Here is a 20,246-nt window from a genome sequence, read left to right as displayed (position 1 = left end):
GGCGCTCGGCAGCGTGATCGGCTTTGAGCGGGAGCGGCTCTCGTGGGCGGCGGGCCTGCGCACGCATATGCTGGTGTGCGTCGGCTCGGCGCTGATCATGATCGTGTCGGCCTATGGTTTCGCCGAAGTGCTGACCAGCGATCACGTCGTGCTCGATCCGTCGCGGATGGCCGCGCAGGTGGTCTCGGGCATCGGCTTTCTCGGCGCGGGCTCGATCCTGCTGCGCGGCGAGATCGTGCGCGGACTGACCACGGCGGCGAGCCTCTGGTCGGTCGCGGCGATCGGCCTCGCGGTCGGCGGCGGACTCTACACGGCGTCGATTGCGGCGACCATCATCATTCTGATCATCCTCGCCGGTATCAAGCCGCTCGAGCGCCGCTTCATCACGGTCAAGCAACGGCGCCAGGTGACGATGATCGTCGAGCGCGGCACGATGACATTTCACTCGCTGCACGACGAACTCGGCGCGGCGAGCCCGCGCGTCAAGCAATTCGTGATGCAGCAAAGCGACGACACGCCCGAGTGCGACGAGGTGATGATCACGCTGCATCGCGTGTCGAATACGGAATATGAAGCGATCTGCGCGCGCCTGCGTCAACTGCATGGCGTCAGGCAGTTCCGGCAGGACGAGGTGTCGTCCTGAAAAGACGAAAATCGTCGGAGAATGGCTTCGGCGAGGGCGTGCGGCCATGCGACAATGCGGGCTCGAAAAATTCCAGTGGCATTGACGAGCGGTGCTCGGCGCCCCGCTTGACGGCGACGACCGCTCTTTTCTCTATGGCAGATTCCGTAGCAATCAGGCAGTCCCGGCCTCAGCGCGCCGCTTCGAAAAAGCGGCGCGAGGCCACCGTCTCGACCGAAACCGAAAACAAGCTGGCGCGCGCCGCGCGCTCGGCACAACGTCTCGCGCAACTGAGCGGCGCGTCCCGCGACGACAGCACGCTCGACCTGTTCCCCGACGATCCCACCCGCGCGACGCTGGAAGCGATGAATATCGACATCCGGCAGGGCACGCTGCATGGCTTCGAATTACCCGATGTCGTGCTGGCGGCGGTCGGCGCGATCGACGCGGGCGACGGCGCGTTGCCGGATGCGAAGGCTGCGCGCCGCGCACCGCGCGTCGCGAGAGCGGATGAGCCGGTGCCGGTCAATGCGCAATTGAGTGGGCTCGAAATCGAGCCGTCGACGCCGGCGGCTTTGTCCGTCGGCGAAAAAACGGTTCCGGCGGACGCGAACCCGGCGGCGCAAGCGGCTGCACATGAGAAACCGGCAGTGGCGGCGCGCGATCTGGCGATGCCGTTGACGTCCGCGATGGCGGCTGCGACCGTCGCGCGCAGCGTGACCGCGCTGCGCCAGGCGGAAGAATCGCGGACGACGGCGCCGGACCCGGCGGCCGCGTCGAAGTTGGGCGCTGGCAAGCCGTCGCAGCGCTTCGCCGCGACTTCCGCAAAAGTGGCGACGGCTTCGCAGGACGCGGTCGTGGCTGACGTCTAAGCGGCGAGCAGGGTTGCCGATGGTGCCAGTGTGGACATGAGCGCTGCGTCCGCAGAATCGACCGAATCTGCCGCATCGGCAACGCCCGCTGCTCTCGATGTGGCGGCGAAGCCGTTGATCCATACGGCGGAGGCCTCAGCCTCAGCGAATGCCGGCGCCGCCGCGTTCGCCGCGCCGTGGCGGGAAGCGCAGCGGATGGAGGCGGCAGCAGCCGCGCTACGTGCCGCGCCGGAACTCGATCGCGCGCGCGCAACCGCCTTCGCCGATACCGTCGATGCGCTCTACGGCGTGATTGCAGATCAGCGCCACGCCGCGACCGATCATTCGCGTCGCATGAAATGGATGTTGTCGATCGTGGTGGGCGCGTTGCTGGCGACCGTGGCGATCGGCATCACTCAGACGTTGCTTCTGATGCGCCTGACGCGCGAGACGACGGCACAGCAGCACCGCATCGAACAGATGATGCAGACCCAACAGGCGGCCATGGCCAGCTTGCTCGATTCGCACGTCGCAGTGCCCAACGCAGCGGCGGCCATGGCAGCTTCGGCGGCGGTTATGACGCCGCCCCCCGTGCCTCACCAAGCCGGCGCCGCGACAACGGCTCATGGCAAGCACACCGCGCGAACCCTGCATGGGCTAAGGGCCAAGGCGGTTAGCCCGGGTTGATCATGCGTCACTGCTGCGCCGGCGATAGCCCGCAGCGGCCATCACGTGCTCCGGCCAGCTTCGGTGATCACTGCCTTGCCCTTCTCATCCCGCCAGATAGACGCAGTAAGGCATCCACTCCCCGCCGCGCCGCAACTCCGCTGCGCGTTTTACACTTTCCCCGCTGTTGCGCAGCCGGACCGGGTACGCCAGCGTCCGTCAAACCGCAGGACAATCCTGCGCGGACGCTGCCGGGCCTGATCGTGTCATTGAACAGCGCGACATTGCTGCGCGTGGACGAGTCGGCGGCGGGCGCAGTCGACGCTGTCGTCGCAATCCGCGTAAAGACGCGCCGCGCGCGAAACTCGTGCGAGCCGCAAGGCCGCCTCGACCACGCACAGTAGTCGCCTCGATGGCCTCGACCGGACTTCCGAAAAAGGGACGTTGTCATGATGCAATGCACCATGACGTTCAAACGCACGCGACATCCCGCCGCACCAAAAATTTGCTGCATTGCACTAGCTTTTGCCTAGGGAAAACCCTATACTTCTTCTTAAGGGAAAACCCTAGCAAATGCAGTAACTAACCGGGAGTCGCCATGAGTTTCATTTTTGCACTGTTCCAAAAGGTCAGCGACCTCTTTGCGTCGCCCCACCTGCCGATGGATTCGGATTACTCGTACGAAGCGCGTAGCCGCGAATCGGAGCGTATGCGCCGCGCGCAAGCTACGTTGTTCGGCATCAAGCTGACCGACTAAAAGTCCAGCCACCCGTCCTGAGCGCGACCTCCGCGCCGGGACGCGCACGTCGGGTGCGCATTGCAATATTGAAGCCACTGTTCGCGAAACGCGTACCGTGGCTTTTTGTTTATCGTCGATTCGGCCCGCCTGGCTCTTGCCGAATATTTCGCCGACGAAATGAATGTAACGGAGCCTGACATCCAGCCGACGCTTTCCGCATGCTGCGTACGACGCATACCCCTGTGGACGGGGCGGGAGCGCGGACCGGCAGTGCCGTCATCCGGCCCCATCTCTGAAATGCCCGCTTACAAGTGCTCACGTCTTCACGCGGTTTGCGTCGCTAAAGTTGCTCTCAAGCGTACGGCGTCGGGTTCGATCCTTCGAACGAGCACCGGCGCTGGCTTGAAACAAAACTTTGATGGGAGCTCACTATGAAAACTTTTAACAAGACATCGCGTTCGATCATTGCAACCCTGCTGGCGGGCGGCGCGTTGCTCGCAGCCGGTAGCGCCTTCGCCCAGGACCGCGTCATCGTCGAGAATGGCTACGGCCCGGCGGTGTATGGTCAGCCGCACATGATGCCGGTGGGTGTGTCGATCAATATCGGCTGGCATGGCGACCGTTACTACGACGGCCACCGCTACTGGGATCACGACGAGTGGATGCACAATCACCCGCACGACCGCGATCCGCGCCACCACGACGACCATCGTCCGCCGCATCACGGTTAATGCATGCATGACGGCGCCGCGCATCGCGGCGTGAGGTTCTCAAAGCCGGTCCTTCCTCGCGGAAGACCGGCTTTGTCACGTTCGGCCTTGCAAACGGGTGCGCTGCGCTATGCTTGAAGGCTTTTATCGACGGCAGCAGGAGAGCGGCGTGGACAAGGCAACAATTGGCGTAGTGGGCACGGGGTTGATGGGCGTCGGCATTGCGACGCAAAGCGCGCTGCACGGGCACCGGACCATCGTTCACGACGTCGATCCGGCGCGTCTGGCCAGCGTCGCGTCGAAAGCGGAAGCGGTGCTGGACGAATTGATCCACGCCGGGCGTATCGACGCGGCGGCCAAACGCGCGGCGCTCGCGCGCATCGAAACCCATGAGCAACTCGACGCGATGGCGTCGGCGCAATTCGTGATCGAGGCGATTCCCGAGGTGCTCGAACTGAAGCATCGCCTCTATGCGGCGCTAACCGGACTGCTGGCCGACGACGCGATTCTCGCGAGCAATACCAGTGGCTTTCCGCCCGATCAACTGGTCGCGCCGTTGCGCGCGAAAGAGCGCTTTGTGATCGCGCATTTCTGGAACCCGCCGCACATGATCCCGCTGGTCGAAGTCGTGCCGGGCACGGCGACCGCGCCGGAAGTCACGCAACAGACCGCCGCGCTGATGAGCGCGATCGGCATGGAGCCGGTGGTGCTGGCGAAGGCGATTCCGGGGTTTGTCGGCAACCGCCTGCAATTTGCGGTGCTGCGCGAGGCGTTGAACATCGTGCGCTCCGGTGCCGCCACGCCGGACGTGGTCGACCGGGTCATGAAGGCGTCGCTGGGACGCCGTTGGGGGATCGTCGGACCACTCGAAGGCGCGGACATGGGCGGCCTCGACACTTTCCTCGACATCTCCGTGCATCTGATGCCGGAGCTTGCCAAAGACGAGGACGTGCTGGACCTGCTGCGTCAGCAGGTCGATGCTGGGCGCGTCGGCGTGCGCAGCGGCGCCGGCTTCCATGAGTGGGACGACGAGCGTCTGGCGCGCGTCAAGGAAGGACGCAAACGCGTGATCAGCCGCGGCTGATGCGGGCCTTACGCGGGCGCATAACGAGAGTGAATGCAAACGAGCGCAGCCGAACACACTCGCCGCGCCGCGCGTTGCAACGACATGGCTGCCGCGTTTGCACCATGCTCCCAGCACCTTGCGACAGCCTTGCCGCAGCATCGAAGAAAGCGGCAACGCGTCCTGCTCCACACCACAGGACGTCCGCAGCGACTCCCGCCACTCTGCGGTATAACTAGTCACTTCGCGTGGCCCGCCAATTCATCACTACCTCATGTCCCACTACTTCTACGACCCCGCTGCCGGCCACGGCCTGCCGCACGACCCGTTCAAGGCCATCGTCGCTCCGCGTCTGATCGGCTGGATTTCTTCGCGCGATACCGACGGCACCTTGAACCTCGCGCCCTATAGTTTCTTCGGCGCGTTCGCCACCTTCCCGCCGATCATCGGCTTTAGCAGCGAGGGCCGTAAAGACAGCGTCAACAACATCGAGGCCACCGGCGAATTCGTCTGGAATCTTGCGACCCGACCGCTCGCCGAACAGATGAACCGTTCGTCGGCGCCGGTCGCGCCGCACGTCGACGAGTTCGAACTCGCCGGCCTGACGCCCGCGCCCGGCCGCAATGTCGCCGTGCCGCACGTCGCCGAATCGCCGGCCGCGCTCGAATGCAAGCTGCTGCAAGTGGTGCGTCTGCATACGCTCGACGGCAAGCCGATGGACAACTATCTGTCGCTCGGCCAGGTGGTCGGCGTGCATATCAACGAGGCGTATCTGAAAGACGGCCTGTTCGACACTCAGGCCGCGCAGCCGATCATGCGTGCGGGCTATCGCGCCGACTATGCGCAAATCGGCGAAATGTTCCAGATGTTCCGCCCGACTGCCTGAACGACGACTCTCGCGATCGAAGTACGCCGAGCCGTGCGCGCAATGCGGCGCGGCATCTGAAGTCTCGCGCGCCGTCGCGTGCCGCCGCAGACCAGCTCCGACCGAGGCGAGTACCAGAAAACTTGGCCTGCTTGATGCTTGCCATCGACGCTCCAACGCGTCGTTTCAACTGCCGGCTCACTCTCATGGAGCGCGATCATGTCCACCGAATTCGCCACGCAATTCAGCCATGTCCGTCCGCAAGACACGTCCTACGTGGATCAGGGCTTACGCGACTTTTTTCTCTACCGCGATCTGGGCATCGCGCAGGCGACCGGCGGCAAGGTGCTCGCGCAACTCGTCAAGGCGAATCACGCACCAGAGCAAGGCACCGGCTGGCACCGTCATGAGGCCGACTTCCACATTGTGATCATGCTGAAGGGCTGGGCGCGCTTCATGTATGGCGACAAGGAAACACTGGTCGCCGCTGGCGATTGCGTGCACCAGGCACCCGGCATCGTCCACTATCTGTTCGACTACTCCGAAGACATGGAGTACATCGAAATCGTATCGCCTGCCGATTTCAAATCGATCGAAGTCGAAGGGCCGTGCGAAGTGCCGGCCGTGAAGCCGTGGAAGAGCGTTGCTGTTTGATGGGGGCGGCAGTAGCGCTGGTGGCGGCATAGCCGTCAGCGCAGCGAACACCGAGTGCATACGCCCGCACGGCGGCGTATGCACTCGGCAGACATGCCCCAGCGAGCCACGTCACTAACTGGCCGGTGGCCGTCTGCGCGGCGCAGCCGGTTTTGCTGCGGCACCCGCAACGGCGGTTGAACTGCCGCCGCCGTCGGCACTCGCGCCGCCCGCCGCCAACTGCGCGTCCACTTCGACATCGACCACCGCCGCCGCAACTGGCGCCGCGGCCGTCATCTCTGCCGCGGCCGCAGCGGGCATCGGCACGGGCCTGATCGTGCGCGCCCGCGAACTCACCAGCACCGCGCGCGGCTCGTTGTCGTAGATCACGGCCCGCACGCGCGGATAAATGTGCCGCTCCCAGCGGCGTCCGTTGAAGACGCCGTAATGCCCGACACCGGTTTGCACGTGATGCGTCTTCAGATATGGCCGCAGCTTGTCGCACATGTCCTGCGCGGCGAGCGTCTGCCCGACGGCGCAAATATCGTCTTTCTCGCCCTCGACCGTGAGCAATGCAGTCCGGCGGATCTTCGACGGGTCCACCAGCCGGCCTTCCACTTCGAGCGCATGCAGCGGCAGCGCGTGCCGCTGAAAAACCGTGTCGACGGTTTCCAGATAGAAGTCGGCCGTCAGGTCCATCGTCGCGAAGTATTCTTCGTAGAACGTGTGAATCGCATCGGCTTTCGCCGGATCGCCCTTCGCGCGCTCGTAATACATCGTCTCGAACGAATCGGCATGGCGGGCGAGGTTCATCGACATGAACGCGCTCAACTGCATGAAGCCGGGATACACGCGCCGATGCGCGCCCGCGAAACCGAACGGCACTGCGCTGATCAGGTTTTGCTCGAACCACTCGATCGGTTTGCTCTTCGCCAGCTCGTTGACCCGTGTCGGATTGATGCGCGTATCGAGCGGCCCGGCCATCAGCGTCATGCTGGCTGGCTGGCCGGGATGATCGTCGGCGGCCATCAGCGCGACTGCCGCGAGCGCGGCGACGGTCGGCTGGCACACCGCCAGCAGATGCGAGCCGGGCCCGATTTTCTCCGTGAAATCGATCACGTGCTGGACGAATTCGTTGAAGCCAAAGCGGCCCTGGCTCAGCGGCACGTCGCGCGGGTTGTGCCAATCGGTAATGTAGACGTCGTGGTCGGGCAGCATGGTGCGCACGGTGCCACGCAGTAGCGTCGCAAAGTGGCCGGACATCGGCGCGAGGATCAGCACGCGCGGCTGGGGCGCCGACAGCGCGGTGTCCTTACGGAAATGCAACAGCGAACAGAACGGCGTGTGCGTGGTGATTTCTTCGACGACGGCCACCTGCCTGCCTTCCGTCACTACGCTGTCGATACCGAACGGCGGCCGCACCGGCGTGAGTCCGGCGAGCATCAACAGCTCGCAGCCCGCGCGCAATGAGCGGCCGTGCGACGTGTCGCCGAACGCGGGCCACGCGTCGAGCGAATGATTCATCAGTGCCGCGCCGTGCCGTAGCGGCAGCATCATGTCGGTGCCGGCCTGGAATGCGGAGTATGCGAACAGGTTCATAACCTTCGCACGAATGCGGAAAAGGAAGGAGCCCGAATAGAGGCAAGTCATGTGCCATGCGTGGCTGTGGAGCCCCGGCGGCGCACGCGTTGGCATGGCATTTGCGCCAGTCGGCACAACGGGCCCGAAGTGCCGCGCTTTGGTGCGTGCGCGCACGGCGGCGTGCATGCCTGAGCTCAGGCGGCGGCCGGGCGCGTCACCTGGAGGAGAAACGTATGGCGAATACCACGCTCACTATCAGCAGCAAGAACTATTCGTCGTGGTCGTTGCGCGGCTGGCTGTTGACGAAGTTCAGCGGCTTGCCGTTCGAAGAGATCGTGATGCCGATCGACGATCCCGCCGCGCGCGCCGAATTGCTGCTATTGTCGCCGTCGATTCTGGTGCCGTGCCTCGTGCACGACGGCATCGAGATCTGGGACACGCTCGCGATCGCCGAATATTTGAACGAGGTAAAACCGCAAGCCGCGCTGTTGCCAAAGGACATTCGCGCGCGAGCGCATTGCCGCTCGATTTGCGGCGAGATGCATTCGGGTTTCGCTTCGCTGCGCTCGGCCTTGCCGATGAACCTCAAGGCACATTTTCCGGGCTTCAAGGTGTGGGCGCGCGCGCAGTCGGATATCGACCGGATCGTGACGATCTGGGGCGACTGCCTGAAGCAGTACGGCGGCCCGTTCCTGTTCGGTGAGCGCACCGCAGCGGACGCGATGTACGCGCCCGTGGTGATGCGTTTCGTGACTTACGACGTGAAGCTCGATCCGGAAATCGTCGAATATGGGCAGCGTGTCGTTGCCCTGCCCGACATGCAGCAGTGGATCGCCGAGGCGCAGAAGGAAGTCGAAGAGATCGACGAACTGGACGCCGAGTTTTAAGCCGGCGTCGTCATAGCGCGAGCACGTGACTCGCGCATCGGCTGCGTTGACGCAAGCGCAGTTGGCGCGGCGACGAACACTGCGCCGCGCTTCCGGCGGCGCTGACGCGAGGTCACTCGCGCCCGCGTTCGAGCTTGAACACACTGACCACTTGCGCAAGACGCGCGGCCTGCTCGCGCAACTCGGCGGCCGCGAGTTCCGCGTCGCCGACGATGGTCGCGTTCTGCTGGGTCGCCTCGCCGATCTGCGTGACGGCGAGGTTGACCTGCTCGATGCCGCCCGATTGCTCGCGCGACGCGACGTTGATCTCGCTCATGATCGCGCGCACCTGGCCGACCTGCTGAACGATGCCTTGCATGGTCGAGCTGGCTTCTTCGGCGATCCGGAATCCGCTTTCGACCGTCGCCGTCGAACTCGCGATCAGGCTTTCGATTTCCTTCACCGAAGCCGCGCTGCGTTGCGCGAGCGCGCGCACTTCCGAGGCCACCACCGCGAAGCCCTTGCCGTGCTCGCCCGCGCGCGCGGCTTCGACGGCGGCGTTTAGCGCGAGGATGTTGGTCTGGAACGCGATGCCTTCGATCACCGTCGTGATCTCCGCGATCTTCTGCGACGAGCGGCTGATCTCGCCCATCGTCGACACCACCCGCTCGACCGCGCGGCCGCCTTCTAGCGCGGCATCGGCGGCGTGCGTGACGAGCGTGTTGGCTTGCGTCGCGTGAGCGGCGTTCTGCTGCACGGTCGACGTGATCTGTTCCATGCTGGCCGCCGTTTCCTCGAGGCTGCTCGCCTGCGTGGCGATGCGCGCGGCAATATGGCCGCTGCCGGTGGCGATCTTCTCGGTGCCCTCCGACATATCCGCCGATGCATTGCGCACCTGCGAAACGATACGCGCGAGGCCTTCCCCGATCCCGTCGATCGACTGCATCAGGCGGCCGATTTCGTCGGCGCGCGCGGTGCCGTGCCGCGCCACGCGCACGCTCAGGTCGCCCGAGGCGAAACGTTCGGAGGCTTTCGCGGCTTCGTCGAGCGGACGGCTGACGAGACGCCGCACCGCGATCAGGAACACGATCGCGAACACGCCGACCAGCGCCAGACCAAGCAGCACGAAGCGATTGCGCGTCGCGACGACGTCGGCCAGCACTTCGTCGCGCGGCGCGACGCCGCCCACCAGCCATTGCCACTCCGGCACCGTGACGAACGACACGAATTTGTCGCGCGCGCTTTGCTCGCCGAGCGTCGCCTCGGCGGAACTGTAGTCGAGCTGGCCTTGCTGCATGTCGAGCATGCGTTGATACGGCGCGTTCGCGTCGTCCGCCTTCTGCCCGGCGGCGGCCGGATGCACGATCAGCTTGCCGCGATCGGCGCCCTTCGACGCATCGAGCACGAAGTAGTAACCGCTCGCGCCGATCTTCAGATTGCGGATGCCGTCCTCGACCGACTGAATCTCCTTGTCCACGTTCACGCCGACGAACAACGCGCCGATCACGCGGCCGCTCGCGTCGGTGATCGGCCGGTATTGCGTGATCAAACGTTTGCCGAACAGCGCGGCCAGTCCCGTATAGGAGCGGTTCGCGAGCAACGGCGCATACGCCGGTCCCTTGCGGTCGAGCAGCGTGCCGATCGCGCGCGAGCCGTCCTGTTTCTTCAGCGAGGTCGTCACGCGCACGAAGTCGTCGCCGCTGCGCGCGAACACGGTGGCGACCGCGCCGCTGCGTTCGAGAAACTGGTCGGGGATCGTGAAGTCCAGGTTCAGGACTTTGTCGCCGGCCTTGAAGGTCGGCGTCGCGATGCCCCCGATGTCGACTTTTTGCGTCTCGTCGAGCGCGAAGTCGGCGGGCAGGAAGCTCGCGAACAGCGCCATCGAACGGTCGACTTCAGAGGACAGCGCCTTGTCGAACAGCGTGATCATTGCCGCGATGGAGCGGTCTTTTTCGGCGATGCGTTCGAGCACTTCATCGCGGACCTGGCCGCCGGCGGCGCGCGTGAGCGCCCACGCGAAGGTGGCGAAAAGTAACGCTACCAGCACGCATGAGAGCACGGCGAGCCGGACGCCGACGCTGGCGCGGCGCAAAAAGAGAAAGTCCATGAGCAGTCGCTGAGTAAGGGGGACAAGCGAAAGCGCCGGTCATGGGGAGCATGCCGGCGTCGTTGTCTGGTTTACGGCTGCGGCTGCGCTTACCTTTAGGGCCGTTGAAAGTGGTTCGTAATGCATGCGGCGCCGAGGGGCGCCTTTGAAGGGCGAGAGCGTGCGCACCCGCCTGATGTGCGATGCGCTCCTGAAGCGTCGCCAGCGCTTCTAACTCGCCGCAAATGTTCCTAACGTCCCAGCCCGCCGCGCCAGGTGCGCAACAGCAACGCGTTGGTGACGACGCTGACGCTCGAAAACGCCATCGCCGCCCCGGCGAGCATTGGATTCAGCAAACCGAACGCGGCCAGCGGAATGCCGATCAGGTTGTAGACGAAGGCCCAGAAGAGGTTTTGCTGGATCTTGCGCCAGGTCCTGCGCGAGATGTCGACGGCATCGGCTACCAGCGCCGGATCACCGCGCATCAGCGTGATGCCGGCGGCATGCATCGCGACGTCGGTGCCGGTCGCCATCGCAATGCCGATGTCGGCGGCGGCGAGCGCGGGGGCGTCGTTGATGCCGTCGCCGGCCATCGCGACGATGCCCGCGCGGCGGATTTTCAGATCGCGGATCACGCGGGCTTTGTCGTCGGGCAGGACTTCGGCGTGGAATTCGTCGATGCCGAGCGCGCGGGCGACGCTCGCGGCGCTGCCGCGGTTGTCGCCGGTGACGAGCACACTGTGGATGCCCATTTGCGCCAGCCGTTCGATGGCGGCGCGTGCGGTGGGTTTGACGGTGTCGCCGAACGCGATCAGCGCGAGCGCGGCGGGCGCTTGCGCATCACGCGCCATGAGCCACGAGACGGTGTTGCCGGCGGCTTCGAGCTCGTGAGCGCGCGCAGCGAGCGCGGGCGGCAATTCGATGCCGAGTTCGTCGAGCCAGCGCGTGCTGCCGAGCGCGAACGTGCGGCCGCCGACCTCCGCTTCGACGCCACGGCCGGCGATCGCGCGTGCGGCGGTGGCTTGAGGGACGCGTGGGTGAAGAGCGGGGCGCGTTGCCGGGCTGGCCGTCGCGGTCTGCACTGTCGATGCGGCGTGCGTCGGTGTCTGCGGCCTGTCAGCGGTTTCAGCAGCATCGACCCCTTCAGTCGTTGCCCCATTCGCCGTCGCCGCCGTCGCCGCTTCATACGCCTTCACCACCGCACGCGCCAGCGGATGATCGCTGTGCCGCTGCACCGAGGCGGCTAGCGCCAGCGCTTCATCGCGGCCCATCCCGCCGATCGGCTCGAACGCCGTCATCGACGGTTGCCCGAGCGTTAGCGTGCCGGTCTTATCGAACGCGACGATGCTCACCCGATGCGCGGTCTCCAGCGCCTCGGCGTCCTTGATCAGCACACCGTGCCGCGCGGCAACGCCGGTGCCGGCCATGATCGCTGCCGGTGTCGCCAGCCCCAGCGCGCAGGGGCAGGCGATGACCAGCACGGCAACCGCGTTCAGAATCGCGGTTTCGCCGCCCGCGCCGGCGATCAGCCAGCCGATCAGCGTGAGCAGCGCGATCGCGAGGATCGCCGGTACGAAGATTTCACTGACGCGGTCGACCAGCCGCTGGATCGGCGCCTTTTCCGCCTGCGCGTTTTCGACGAGCCGGATGATCCGCGCCAGCGTCGTTTCGGCGCCGATCGCGGAGGTGGTCACGGCAATCGCGCCTTCGCCGTTGATCGAGCCGGCCGTGACGATATCGGCCGGTTGTTTCGGCACCGGCAGACTTTCGCCGGTGATCAGCGATTCGTCGATATGCGTGCGGCCTTCGAGCACCACACCGTCGACCGGCACGCGCTCGCCCGGCCGCACGATCACCACCGTGCCGACCTGCACCTGCGCGAGCGGCACCTCGCGCTCGCCGCCGCCGACGCGGATGCGCGCGCGCTCCGGGCGCAGCGCGTTGAGTGCGCGAATCGCATCAGTGGTCTGACGCTTCGCGCGCGCTTCGAGCCATTTGCCGAAGCGCACCAGCGTGATCACGACGGCCGACGCTTCGAAATACAGATGCATCATGTCGCCCGGATGCGACGCGAGTTCGTAGACGCTGATGCCGTACGCCGCCGACGTGCCGAGCGCCACCAGCAGATCCATGTTGCCCGCGCCTGCACGCACGGCGCGGTAAGCCGCGCGATAGAAGCGCGCGCCGAACACGAACTGCACGATCGAGGCGAGCCCGAACTGCAGCCACGGCGGCGGCATCGCATGCACACCGAACCATTCGCCGAACATCGGCACGATGAGTGGCAGCGTCAGCACGGCACAGGCGAGCACGGCGGCGAGTTCGCTGCGCGCCTCGCTGCGCTTGCGGTCCGCGGCGGTGGGCGTCGTGGCGGCGGGCTGGCCGGCGGGGTCGGCAAGCGCCACGGTCTCCGGCGCCGGGATCAGGGTCGCTTCGTAACCGGCCTTCCTGACGGCGGCGATCAGCGCATCCGGGTCGGCGGCCGTGCTGCTGAGTTTGACGGTGGCGGTTTCGGTCGCCAGATTCACCGACGCGTGCGTGACACCCGGCACCTTGGCGAGCGCTTTCTCGACCCGCATCGCGCACGATGCGCAGGTCATGCCGCCGATCGCCAGTTCAGTGGCGGCCTGCATTTCAACCGGGGTGGCGTCGGTGCGAGTGGACGGCGTGGCTTCATAGCCCGCTTTGCGCACGGCGTTGGCAAGTGCTTCGGCATCGACGCTCGCATCGCCTTCGACCCGTGCCCGCTCTGTGGCCAGATTCACCGACGCGCGCGTCACGCCCGGCACTTTGGCGAGCGCCTTCTCGACGCGCGTCGCGCACGAGGCGCACGTCATCCCGCCGATATCGAGTTCGGCGAACCGGACGGGAGCGGGAGAGGGTGTGGCAGCGGTGCGCTGCGGATCGGCAAGGTCGGTCATGGTCGGCAAGCTCGTGGCGGCATGGGGCCGCATCGTGAATCCAGTATTGACCTTCCCATGATGGGAATGTCAAGGACCGACGATGCGGCGGCGAGCGGCCATCGCAAGCGTTCGCTCAGAAAGCCGGCGGCGCGTCCAGCATCGCCTGGCCGACGGCCTGCTGCTGATCGCTGGCGCGCGCGAGCAGCGCGTCGGCCGCGCCGCGCCGGTCGGCGGCTTCCTTGTTCTGGCCGAGTTTCCATTTGCCGACGAGGCGCGTCAGCTCGATTTCGATCCCGACGATCGCGCCGAGCATCTGCGTGATGAAGTCGGCGGGCGCGTCGCCCATCTTCCACGGCACCGCTTCGCCGGCTTCCATCTTGCGGATGAGCCGCGCGACGAGACCGCGCACGAACGGCTCGTCGTCACGCACCACGATCCGGCCGTGCGCATGCACCACGATGTAGTTATACGTCGGCACCTGGCGATGCGCTTCATGTTTGCTCGGATACCACGTCGGCGAGATGTAAGCGGCGGGGCCCTGGAAGATCACGAGGGCGTCGGGATGGGTGGCGGCTTCTTTCCAGACCGGGTTCGCGCGGGCGACGTGGGCGCGCAGCAGATAGCGGCTTTGCGGTGCCGAAGCGTCGTCCCCCGCAGGGACGAGCTGCGCTTCGAACGGCAAATGATTCGCGTCGAGCCCGTTCGGACCGTTCGTGATCAGCGCGCCGAACGGCTGCTCGGCGATCAGGCGGTGGAGAACCTCTGGACGGTTCTCTTCGAAATGGGCGGGCATATACATTGAAGCGCTCCGGATACGAAAGGGCGAAAAGACGTAAAGGGAAAAATCGTCGGTATGTCGGCAAGCGCGACAGGTGCCGCGCGCCGGAGCGAATCTGCATAAAAGCGTCAACCGTATCCTGGATGGATCACTCCCGCGTGCGATAAGCCGCGATCTCCGCCTTTGCGCTTGCCTGGTTAGCAAGGATACGATACAACCCGATGTTGTCGGCATCGCGAATCGCGGTCTGGCTGCGCTGGGCTTTGGGAGGCCACGCATGCAGGCATCGCTGCGCACCGGCATCTCCCATAGGACCGCACGTTCCGCCACCTGAACGAATGATAAAAAATCGCCGAGAACTGTTTTCGATTCACTGGACCTGCGCATCGTTCGCAGGCCTCGCTTTTCTGGCCGGTTGCGCGTCGACCCCGTCCGCGACGCCCAAATCGACCGGCTGGATCAAGGATGAAGTCGCCGATTCGTACGTATTCGGCTATCCGCTCGTGCTGATGGGGGTGGCGCGCGACGCCGCGGTCGGCACCGATCCGGGCCAGGCGCCTCTCAATACGCTGCGGCACGCCCAGGCGCTGCCGCCGATCGGCGCGGCCAATCCGCCGCAGCCGGGCGTCGACACACTCGACTCGACCGGCTGGCTCGACGTCGGCAGCGAGCCGGTGCTCGTGTCCTTGCCCGACTCGCACGGCCGCTACGTCGATGCCCGCGTGCTCGACATGTGGACCAATGTGGTGTGGTCGACCGGCCCGCAGTTCGCGACCAGCGCCAAGGGCATCAAGGCGCAGACCATTGCGTTCGTCGGCCAGGGCTGGCAGGGCGAGCTGCCCAAGGGCGTAAAGCGCGTCGACGTGCCGACCGCCAACGCATGGGTGAGCGTGCGCATCCAGTCGAACGGCGCACGCGACCTGGCGGCGGTCCGCAAACTGCAACGTGCGATTCGCGTCGCGCCGCTGAGCGCCTATGCGGCCGATTCGCGCTCGGCTCCGGCCCCGGTCGCGCCGCCGCGCGGCAACGCCGCCGATAACGCGCCGGCCGCCGCACAAGTGGCCGCGCTCGACGCAAACGGCTTCTTCAGCCGTCTGGCGGACGCCTTGCCTGACAATCCACCGACACCGGCCGATCCCCACGCGTTGAAAATTCTCGCGGACCTCGGTGTGACGCCCGGCAATCCGGTGAAGCTGCCTGGCGCGCGCAACGCGATCGCAGCAGGTCTCGCCGACGGCCACGAGCGTGTCGGGACACCGCCTTCCAACGTGCTGGCCGGCAATGGCTGGAGCTGGTTCGGCGAAGGCGTCGGCAACTACGGCCCCGACTACGCGTTGCGCGCCTACGCTGCGAGTGCGCAACCGGGCATCGGCACCCGCGACGACGAAGTGCGCGCGGTCGTCACCCAGGACAGCGACGGCCATCCGCTGAACGGTGCGAACCGCTACGTCATTCACTTCGCGCCGAATCAGTTGCCGCCGGTGCACGGCTTCTGGTCGATCACCGCCTACACGCGCGACGGCGCATTGGGCGACAGCGCGCCGGCGCGTCTCGCGGTGGGCGATCGCAACGGCGCACGCCGCAATCGCGACGGTTCGCTCGATGTGACCGTGTCGTCCACGCGCGCGCGAAACGGCAACTGGCTACCGGCGCCGCGCACGGATATGCAACTGGTGCTGCGGCTTTACGCACCGAAACCGCAAGCCACCGACGGCAGCTGGCAACCGCCTGCCGTCGTGCGTCAGTGAAATGTTTCGGTCAACTGTGTTAATGAAATCGCGCTAACTGCGCGAGCCAACTGTGTCGACGAAACGCGCCGGTGAAATCTGCCGGCGCAATGCGTCAGCGAGATGACAGCCACGCACCCGCTGACGCATCGGACGCCGTCTGTTCATCGCCTCGCCGCGGCGGACAAACGGCGCCATCACCCAGCCGAATTTTGAAGCCGCGGCTGACATTCCTATCCCACACCACGTTCACACCTTATACTGCCGCTTGCGGGATTTTCGTTTTCGCGGCGGGCTTGCCGCCGCACTACCCAAAACCGAGCATGGCAAGCCTCAATAAAGCATCACTAGCCTCTTCCATACAGACCGTGCGCGAAGCCGCGCAGTCACGCCGTACACGGCGCGTCCTCATAGGTCTGCTGATCTTTCTCGTATTGTTCGGTCTGCTCGGCTTTTTCGCGGCACCGCCGCTGATTCGTCACGTTGCCGAGCAACAACTCAGCAAGCAGCTCGATCGTCCGGCCACGATCGGCCGCATCGCGCTCAATCCATACACGCTGCGGCTCGAAGCCGATCGCGTGCGTGTCGGCGAGCGCGGCGGCGCGGGCGATTTCGTGGATATCGAGCGGCTCATCGTCAAGCCGTCGTGGAGTTCGCTGTTTCGCGGCGCGCCGATCGTCGACGAAGTGCAGCTCGACTCGCCGCGCTTTCACATCGTTCGCTACGATGCGCAGCGCTTCAATTTCACCGATCTGATCGAGAAGTTCGCGAACCAGCCGGCCAAACCCGATAGCAAGCCAACGCGCTTTTCGGTGTCGAACATCCGCCTCGAAAACGGGCAGATCACGTTCGACGACAAGCTGCTTGGGGCGACGCACGTGATCGATCAATGGAAACTCGGCATTCCGTTCATCGCCACGCTGCCTTCAAAAACCGATATCTTCGTCGAGCCGCTGCTGCGCGCGCGCATCGACGGCAGTCCGCTCGCCATCGATGGCAAGACCAAGCCGTTCGCGGCGTCGCGTGAGTCGGAAGTGTCGCTGCGTTTCGACGGGCTCGACGTGCCGCGCCTGATGTCCTATGTGCCGACCAGGCTGCCGGTGATCGTGCAGTCCGGCAAGCTGTCCACCGATCTGAAGCTCAACTTCGTGATGTCGAACGACGCGCCTTCGCTGCGCGTGGCCGGCACCGTCGACATGAACGACGTGGACGTGCAGGATCAGGGCAAGGCGCCGTTCTTCGCGGCGCGCGCGGTGCACGTCGCCGCGGCGACGCTGGAGCCGTTGAAGAGCCTTTATCACTTCGACGAGATCCGCATCGATGCGCCGAGCGCGCGTCTCGCGCGTGACAAGGACGGTGTGCTGAGCGTCGAGCGCATGTTCGCGCCCGCGCCGGCTCCGACGCGCGCGGCGGCTTCCGCGAGTGCGTCCGGCACCGAAGCGGTGGCGCAGCAACCCGCGGCGAGCGCACCCGCAGCGGCGTCCAGCGCGAAGGCGAACACCGCGGAAAAAGCCCCGCCGCTGGACCTGTCGATCAAACGTTTCGTGCTCAACGACGGCACCGTCAACGTGCACGACGAAGCGGCCTCCCGTCCTGTCGATCTCGGTCTGCAAAAACTCGCGGTGACGCTGAACGATTTTTCGACGCTCGCCAACGCGCCTGCGCATTACACGCTGAACACCGACTTCAAGGACGGCGCCGGTTCGCTCGCCGCCGACGGCAAACTCGGACTCGCCGCGAAAACGGCCAGCGCGAAGCTCGATCTGAAGTCGCTGAAACTGCCGCAGTTGCAGCCCTATCTCGACACCGCAACCGCCGCGCAAGTGACGGACGGCGCGCTGTCCGTGACGACGAATATCGACACGAACTGGTCGAAGTCGCCAGCGGCCGTGATGGTCGCCGATACGCAACTGGACCTGCAATCGCTGAAGCTGGCCGCGCGTGGCGACAAACAGCCGGTGGTGTCGCTCGCGCAGGGCAGCGTGGTGGTCAAGCAGGTGGACCTGGCCGCGCGCACGGCGGACGTGACCAGCGTCGCCACGACCGGCCTCGCGATCGACGCGCAGCGGCTCAAAGACGGCAGCATCAACCTCGCGTCGCTTGCCGGTCCGCATGAAGCCGCGCAGCAGCGCACCGCGGTCCACGCGGCCAAACAGGCGCACGCCGAGGGTCCGGCGTGGCACTACAAGATCGGCGAGTTGACGCTGAAAGACGCGACCGCCAATTTCACCGACCACACCACGCCGCAGCCGGTGAAGCTGAGCATCACGCCGCTGCAGTTGAAAGTGCAGCAGATCAGCGACGACCTGAGTCGTCCGCTGCCGGTCGATCTGCAGGCCACGCTGAACAAGAAGGGCACCCTCGGCGTGAAGGGCGACGTCACGGCGACGCCGCTCAAGGTGGCCGTCAAGGTGAACGCGAACCGGCTCGACGCGGCGGCTTTCGAGCCGTACTTCGGCGGCAAGCTGAACGCGGTGATCGCGAGCGCGTTGCTCAATGCGAACGGCGATCTCGCGCTAACACAGGCGAAGTCGTTGAAGGCGAACTATCACGGTGACATGGCACTCGTCGACGTGCGCATGCTCGACAAGGCGACCTCGGACCCGTTCGCGGGATGGGGCTCGCTCGCGCTGTCCAACCTGAAGGCCGACTACGACGAACACGGCACAGTGGTGGACGCGGGCCGCGTGACGTTCACGAAATTCTATGGAAGCGTGCTGTTGAACGCGCAAGGCAAGCTGAATCTGAGCGACGTAGTCGCGCATGAAGACGGCGCCGCGCAATCGCTGACGCGCGACAAGAGGGGCGCCGAACCCGTGCAGCTGACGCCCGCAGCGGCATCGGCAGTGGCCGCGGCGTCCGCGCCGGTGCAGGCTTCGTCTGCAACGCCTGCCGCGCCCGCCACGGTCACGGCCGCCACGCCGCCGCAAAGCCCGGTCAAGCTGCACTTCGGTCAACTGGTGCTGCAGCAGGGCCGCGTCACGTACACGGACAACTTCATCAAGCCGAATTTCACCGCGAACCTGGTCGGCATCCAGGGCACGGTCGGCGCGTTCGGCACGCAGTCGAGCACGCCCGCGCCGGTGGACATCGCCGCGAAACTGGCGGCCAACGGACCGCTGTCGATTCGCGGCACCGTCAATCCGCTGATCGCCAAACCGGCGCTCGATCTGACCGCGAGCGCGCACGATATCGAGTTGACCAACCTCACGCCGTATTCGTCGAAATATGCCGGCTATCCGATCACCAAGGGCAAGCTGAACGTCGATCTGCACTACAAGCTCGACAACGATCAACTGAACGCGGACAACCACCTGTTCATCGACCAGCTCACGTTTGGCGATCACATCGACAACGACACGGCGACCAAACTGCCGGTGCGTCTCGCGATTTCGTTGCTGAAGAACTCGCGCGGCGAGATCGACGTGAATCTGCCGGTGTCGGGCTCGCTGTCGAATCCCGAGTTCAGCGTCGGCGGCCTGATCTGGCATGCGGTGCTCAATCTGTTGCAGAAAGCGGTGACCGCGCCGTTCTCGCTGATCGCCAATGCATTCGGCGGTGGCGGCGAGGAATTGGGCTATGTCGAGTTTGAGCCGGGCTCGTCGAAACTCACGGACGCCGACACCAAAAAGCTCGATACGATCGTGAAGGCGCTGGCCGACAAGAGCTCGGTGCGTATGGATCTGATCGGCCGGGTCGATCCGGCTGTCGATGAACCGGCGTTGCGCACCCAATACGTCGAGCGCCTCGTCAAGCAGCAGAAGATCAAGGACGTGGTGGGCAACGGCGAGAGTGTCGATCTGTCGAGCGTCACGATCGATCCCAAGGAGTACGACAAGTATCTGACGAAGGCCTACGAGGCCGCGGACTTCAAGAAGCCGCGCAACTTCGTCGGGCTGACCAAAAGCGTGCCGGACGACGACATGAAGGGCGCGCTGGCGGCCAACGCGCCGATCGACGAAGCCAGCCTGCGCCAGCTCGCGCAACAGCGGGCGCAGAGCGTGCAGCAGTATCTGGACGGCAAGATCGACAGCAACCGCGTGTTCATCGTCGCGCCGAAGCTGACCGCGGACGGCATCAACGACAAGGGCGCGACCACGCGCGTGGACTTCGGTCTGAAGTGAGCGGTGTGCGCGGCTTGCCACGCCACGCGTCG

At 65.5% G+C, this 20,246-nt stretch carries 13 protein-coding genes and 1 pseudogene; 10 read left to right on the top strand and 4 right to left on the bottom strand.

The features are described 5' to 3' along the window. From CIC12_RS27350 to CIC12_RS27320, 7 genes and pseudogenes are all read left to right on the top strand, one after another. A partial coding sequence (locus tag CIC12_RS27350) for an MgtC/SapB family protein (RefSeq protein ID WP_168668799.1) occupies positions 1 to 643 on the top strand: 643 nt, incomplete at its 5' end. Positions 644 to 777: 134 nt separating this feature from the next. Then, positions 778 to 2,160 (top strand): annotated as a pseudogene (locus CIC12_RS27345) (hypothetical protein). Between the two features lie 577 nt (positions 2,161 to 2,737). Further along, on the top strand, positions 2,738 to 2,896 hold the full coding sequence (locus tag CIC12_RS27340; RefSeq protein ID WP_168668797.1) for a hypothetical protein: 159 nt from the start codon (positions 2,738 to 2,740) through the stop codon (positions 2,894 to 2,896). A gap of 413 nt (positions 2,897 to 3,309) precedes the next feature. After that, positions 3,310 to 3,609, top strand: coding sequence for a hypothetical protein (locus CIC12_RS27335; protein ID WP_168668795.1), 300 nt, complete (start codon positions 3,310 to 3,312; stop codon positions 3,607 to 3,609). 109 nt (positions 3,610 to 3,718) lie between these two features. Continuing rightward, positions 3,719 to 4,672 (top strand): 3-hydroxyacyl-CoA dehydrogenase family protein, encoded by a 954-nt coding sequence (locus CIC12_RS27330; protein ID WP_174772219.1) that lies wholly within the window; start codon positions 3,719 to 3,721, stop codon positions 4,670 to 4,672. A gap of 253 nt (positions 4,673 to 4,925) precedes the next feature. Then, on the top strand, positions 4,926 to 5,537 hold the full coding sequence (locus CIC12_RS27325; protein WP_121320117.1) for a flavin reductase family protein: 612 nt from the start codon (positions 4,926 to 4,928) through the stop codon (positions 5,535 to 5,537). 198 nt (positions 5,538 to 5,735) lie between these two features. Next, on the top strand, positions 5,736 to 6,170 hold the full coding sequence (locus CIC12_RS27320) for a cupin domain-containing protein (RefSeq protein WP_168668791.1): 435 nt from the start codon (positions 5,736 to 5,738) through the stop codon (positions 6,168 to 6,170). A 114-nt stretch (positions 6,171 to 6,284) separates the two neighbouring features. On the opposite strand, the gene CIC12_RS27315 is transcribed toward CIC12_RS27320, so the two are convergent. Continuing rightward, the gene (locus CIC12_RS27315) at positions 6,285 to 7,748 is read right to left on the bottom strand and encodes a polyhydroxyalkanoate depolymerase (protein WP_168668789.1); all 1,464 of its coding nucleotides are present in this window, start codon (positions 7,746 to 7,748) and stop codon (positions 6,285 to 6,287) included. A 215-nt stretch (positions 7,749 to 7,963) separates the two neighbouring features. Between CIC12_RS27315 and CIC12_RS27310 the strand changes: the two genes are divergently transcribed. Continuing rightward, positions 7,964 to 8,617 (top strand): glutathione S-transferase family protein, encoded by a 654-nt coding sequence (locus tag CIC12_RS27310; protein ID WP_168668787.1) that lies wholly within the window; start codon positions 7,964 to 7,966, stop codon positions 8,615 to 8,617. A gap of 112 nt (positions 8,618 to 8,729) precedes the next feature. Here CIC12_RS27310 and CIC12_RS27305 read toward each other — a convergent pair whose 3' ends face one another. The 3 genes from CIC12_RS27305 to CIC12_RS27295 form a co-directional block, all read right to left on the bottom strand. Then, complete coding sequence (locus CIC12_RS27305) at positions 8,730 to 10,703, bottom strand: methyl-accepting chemotaxis protein (protein ID WP_168668785.1); 1,974 nt, start codon at positions 10,701 to 10,703, stop codon at positions 8,730 to 8,732. A 230-nt stretch (positions 10,704 to 10,933) separates the two neighbouring features. Further along, positions 10,934 to 13,603 (bottom strand): heavy metal translocating P-type ATPase, encoded by a 2,670-nt coding sequence (locus tag CIC12_RS27300; RefSeq protein ID WP_168668783.1) that lies wholly within the window; start codon positions 13,601 to 13,603, stop codon positions 10,934 to 10,936. A gap of 115 nt (positions 13,604 to 13,718) precedes the next feature. Beyond that, the gene (locus CIC12_RS27295; RefSeq protein ID WP_168668781.1) at positions 13,719 to 14,384 is read right to left on the bottom strand and encodes an FMN-binding negative transcriptional regulator; all 666 of its coding nucleotides are present in this window, start codon (positions 14,382 to 14,384) and stop codon (positions 13,719 to 13,721) included. A gap of 317 nt (positions 14,385 to 14,701) precedes the next feature. Here CIC12_RS27295 and CIC12_RS27290 point away from each other — a divergent pair, with 317 nt between their 5' ends. Continuing rightward, positions 14,702 to 16,111: a DUF1254 domain-containing protein gene (locus CIC12_RS27290; protein WP_168668779.1), complete on the top strand. Its 1,410-nt coding sequence runs from the start codon at positions 14,702 to 14,704 to the stop codon at positions 16,109 to 16,111. A gap of 302 nt (positions 16,112 to 16,413) precedes the next feature. Continuing rightward, positions 16,414 to 20,214, top strand: a complete 3,801-nt coding sequence (locus CIC12_RS27285) for a DUF748 domain-containing protein (protein ID WP_168668777.1) — start codon at positions 16,414 to 16,416, stop codon at positions 20,212 to 20,214. Positions 20,215 to 20,246: the final 32 nt, after the last annotated feature.

It is taken from the genome of Paraburkholderia sp. SG-MS1 (genome assembly GCF_012275575.1).
GTDB lineage: Bacteria > Pseudomonadota > Gammaproteobacteria > Burkholderiales > Burkholderiaceae > Paraburkholderia.
This window is presented reverse-complemented; position numbering and strand designations above follow the sequence as displayed.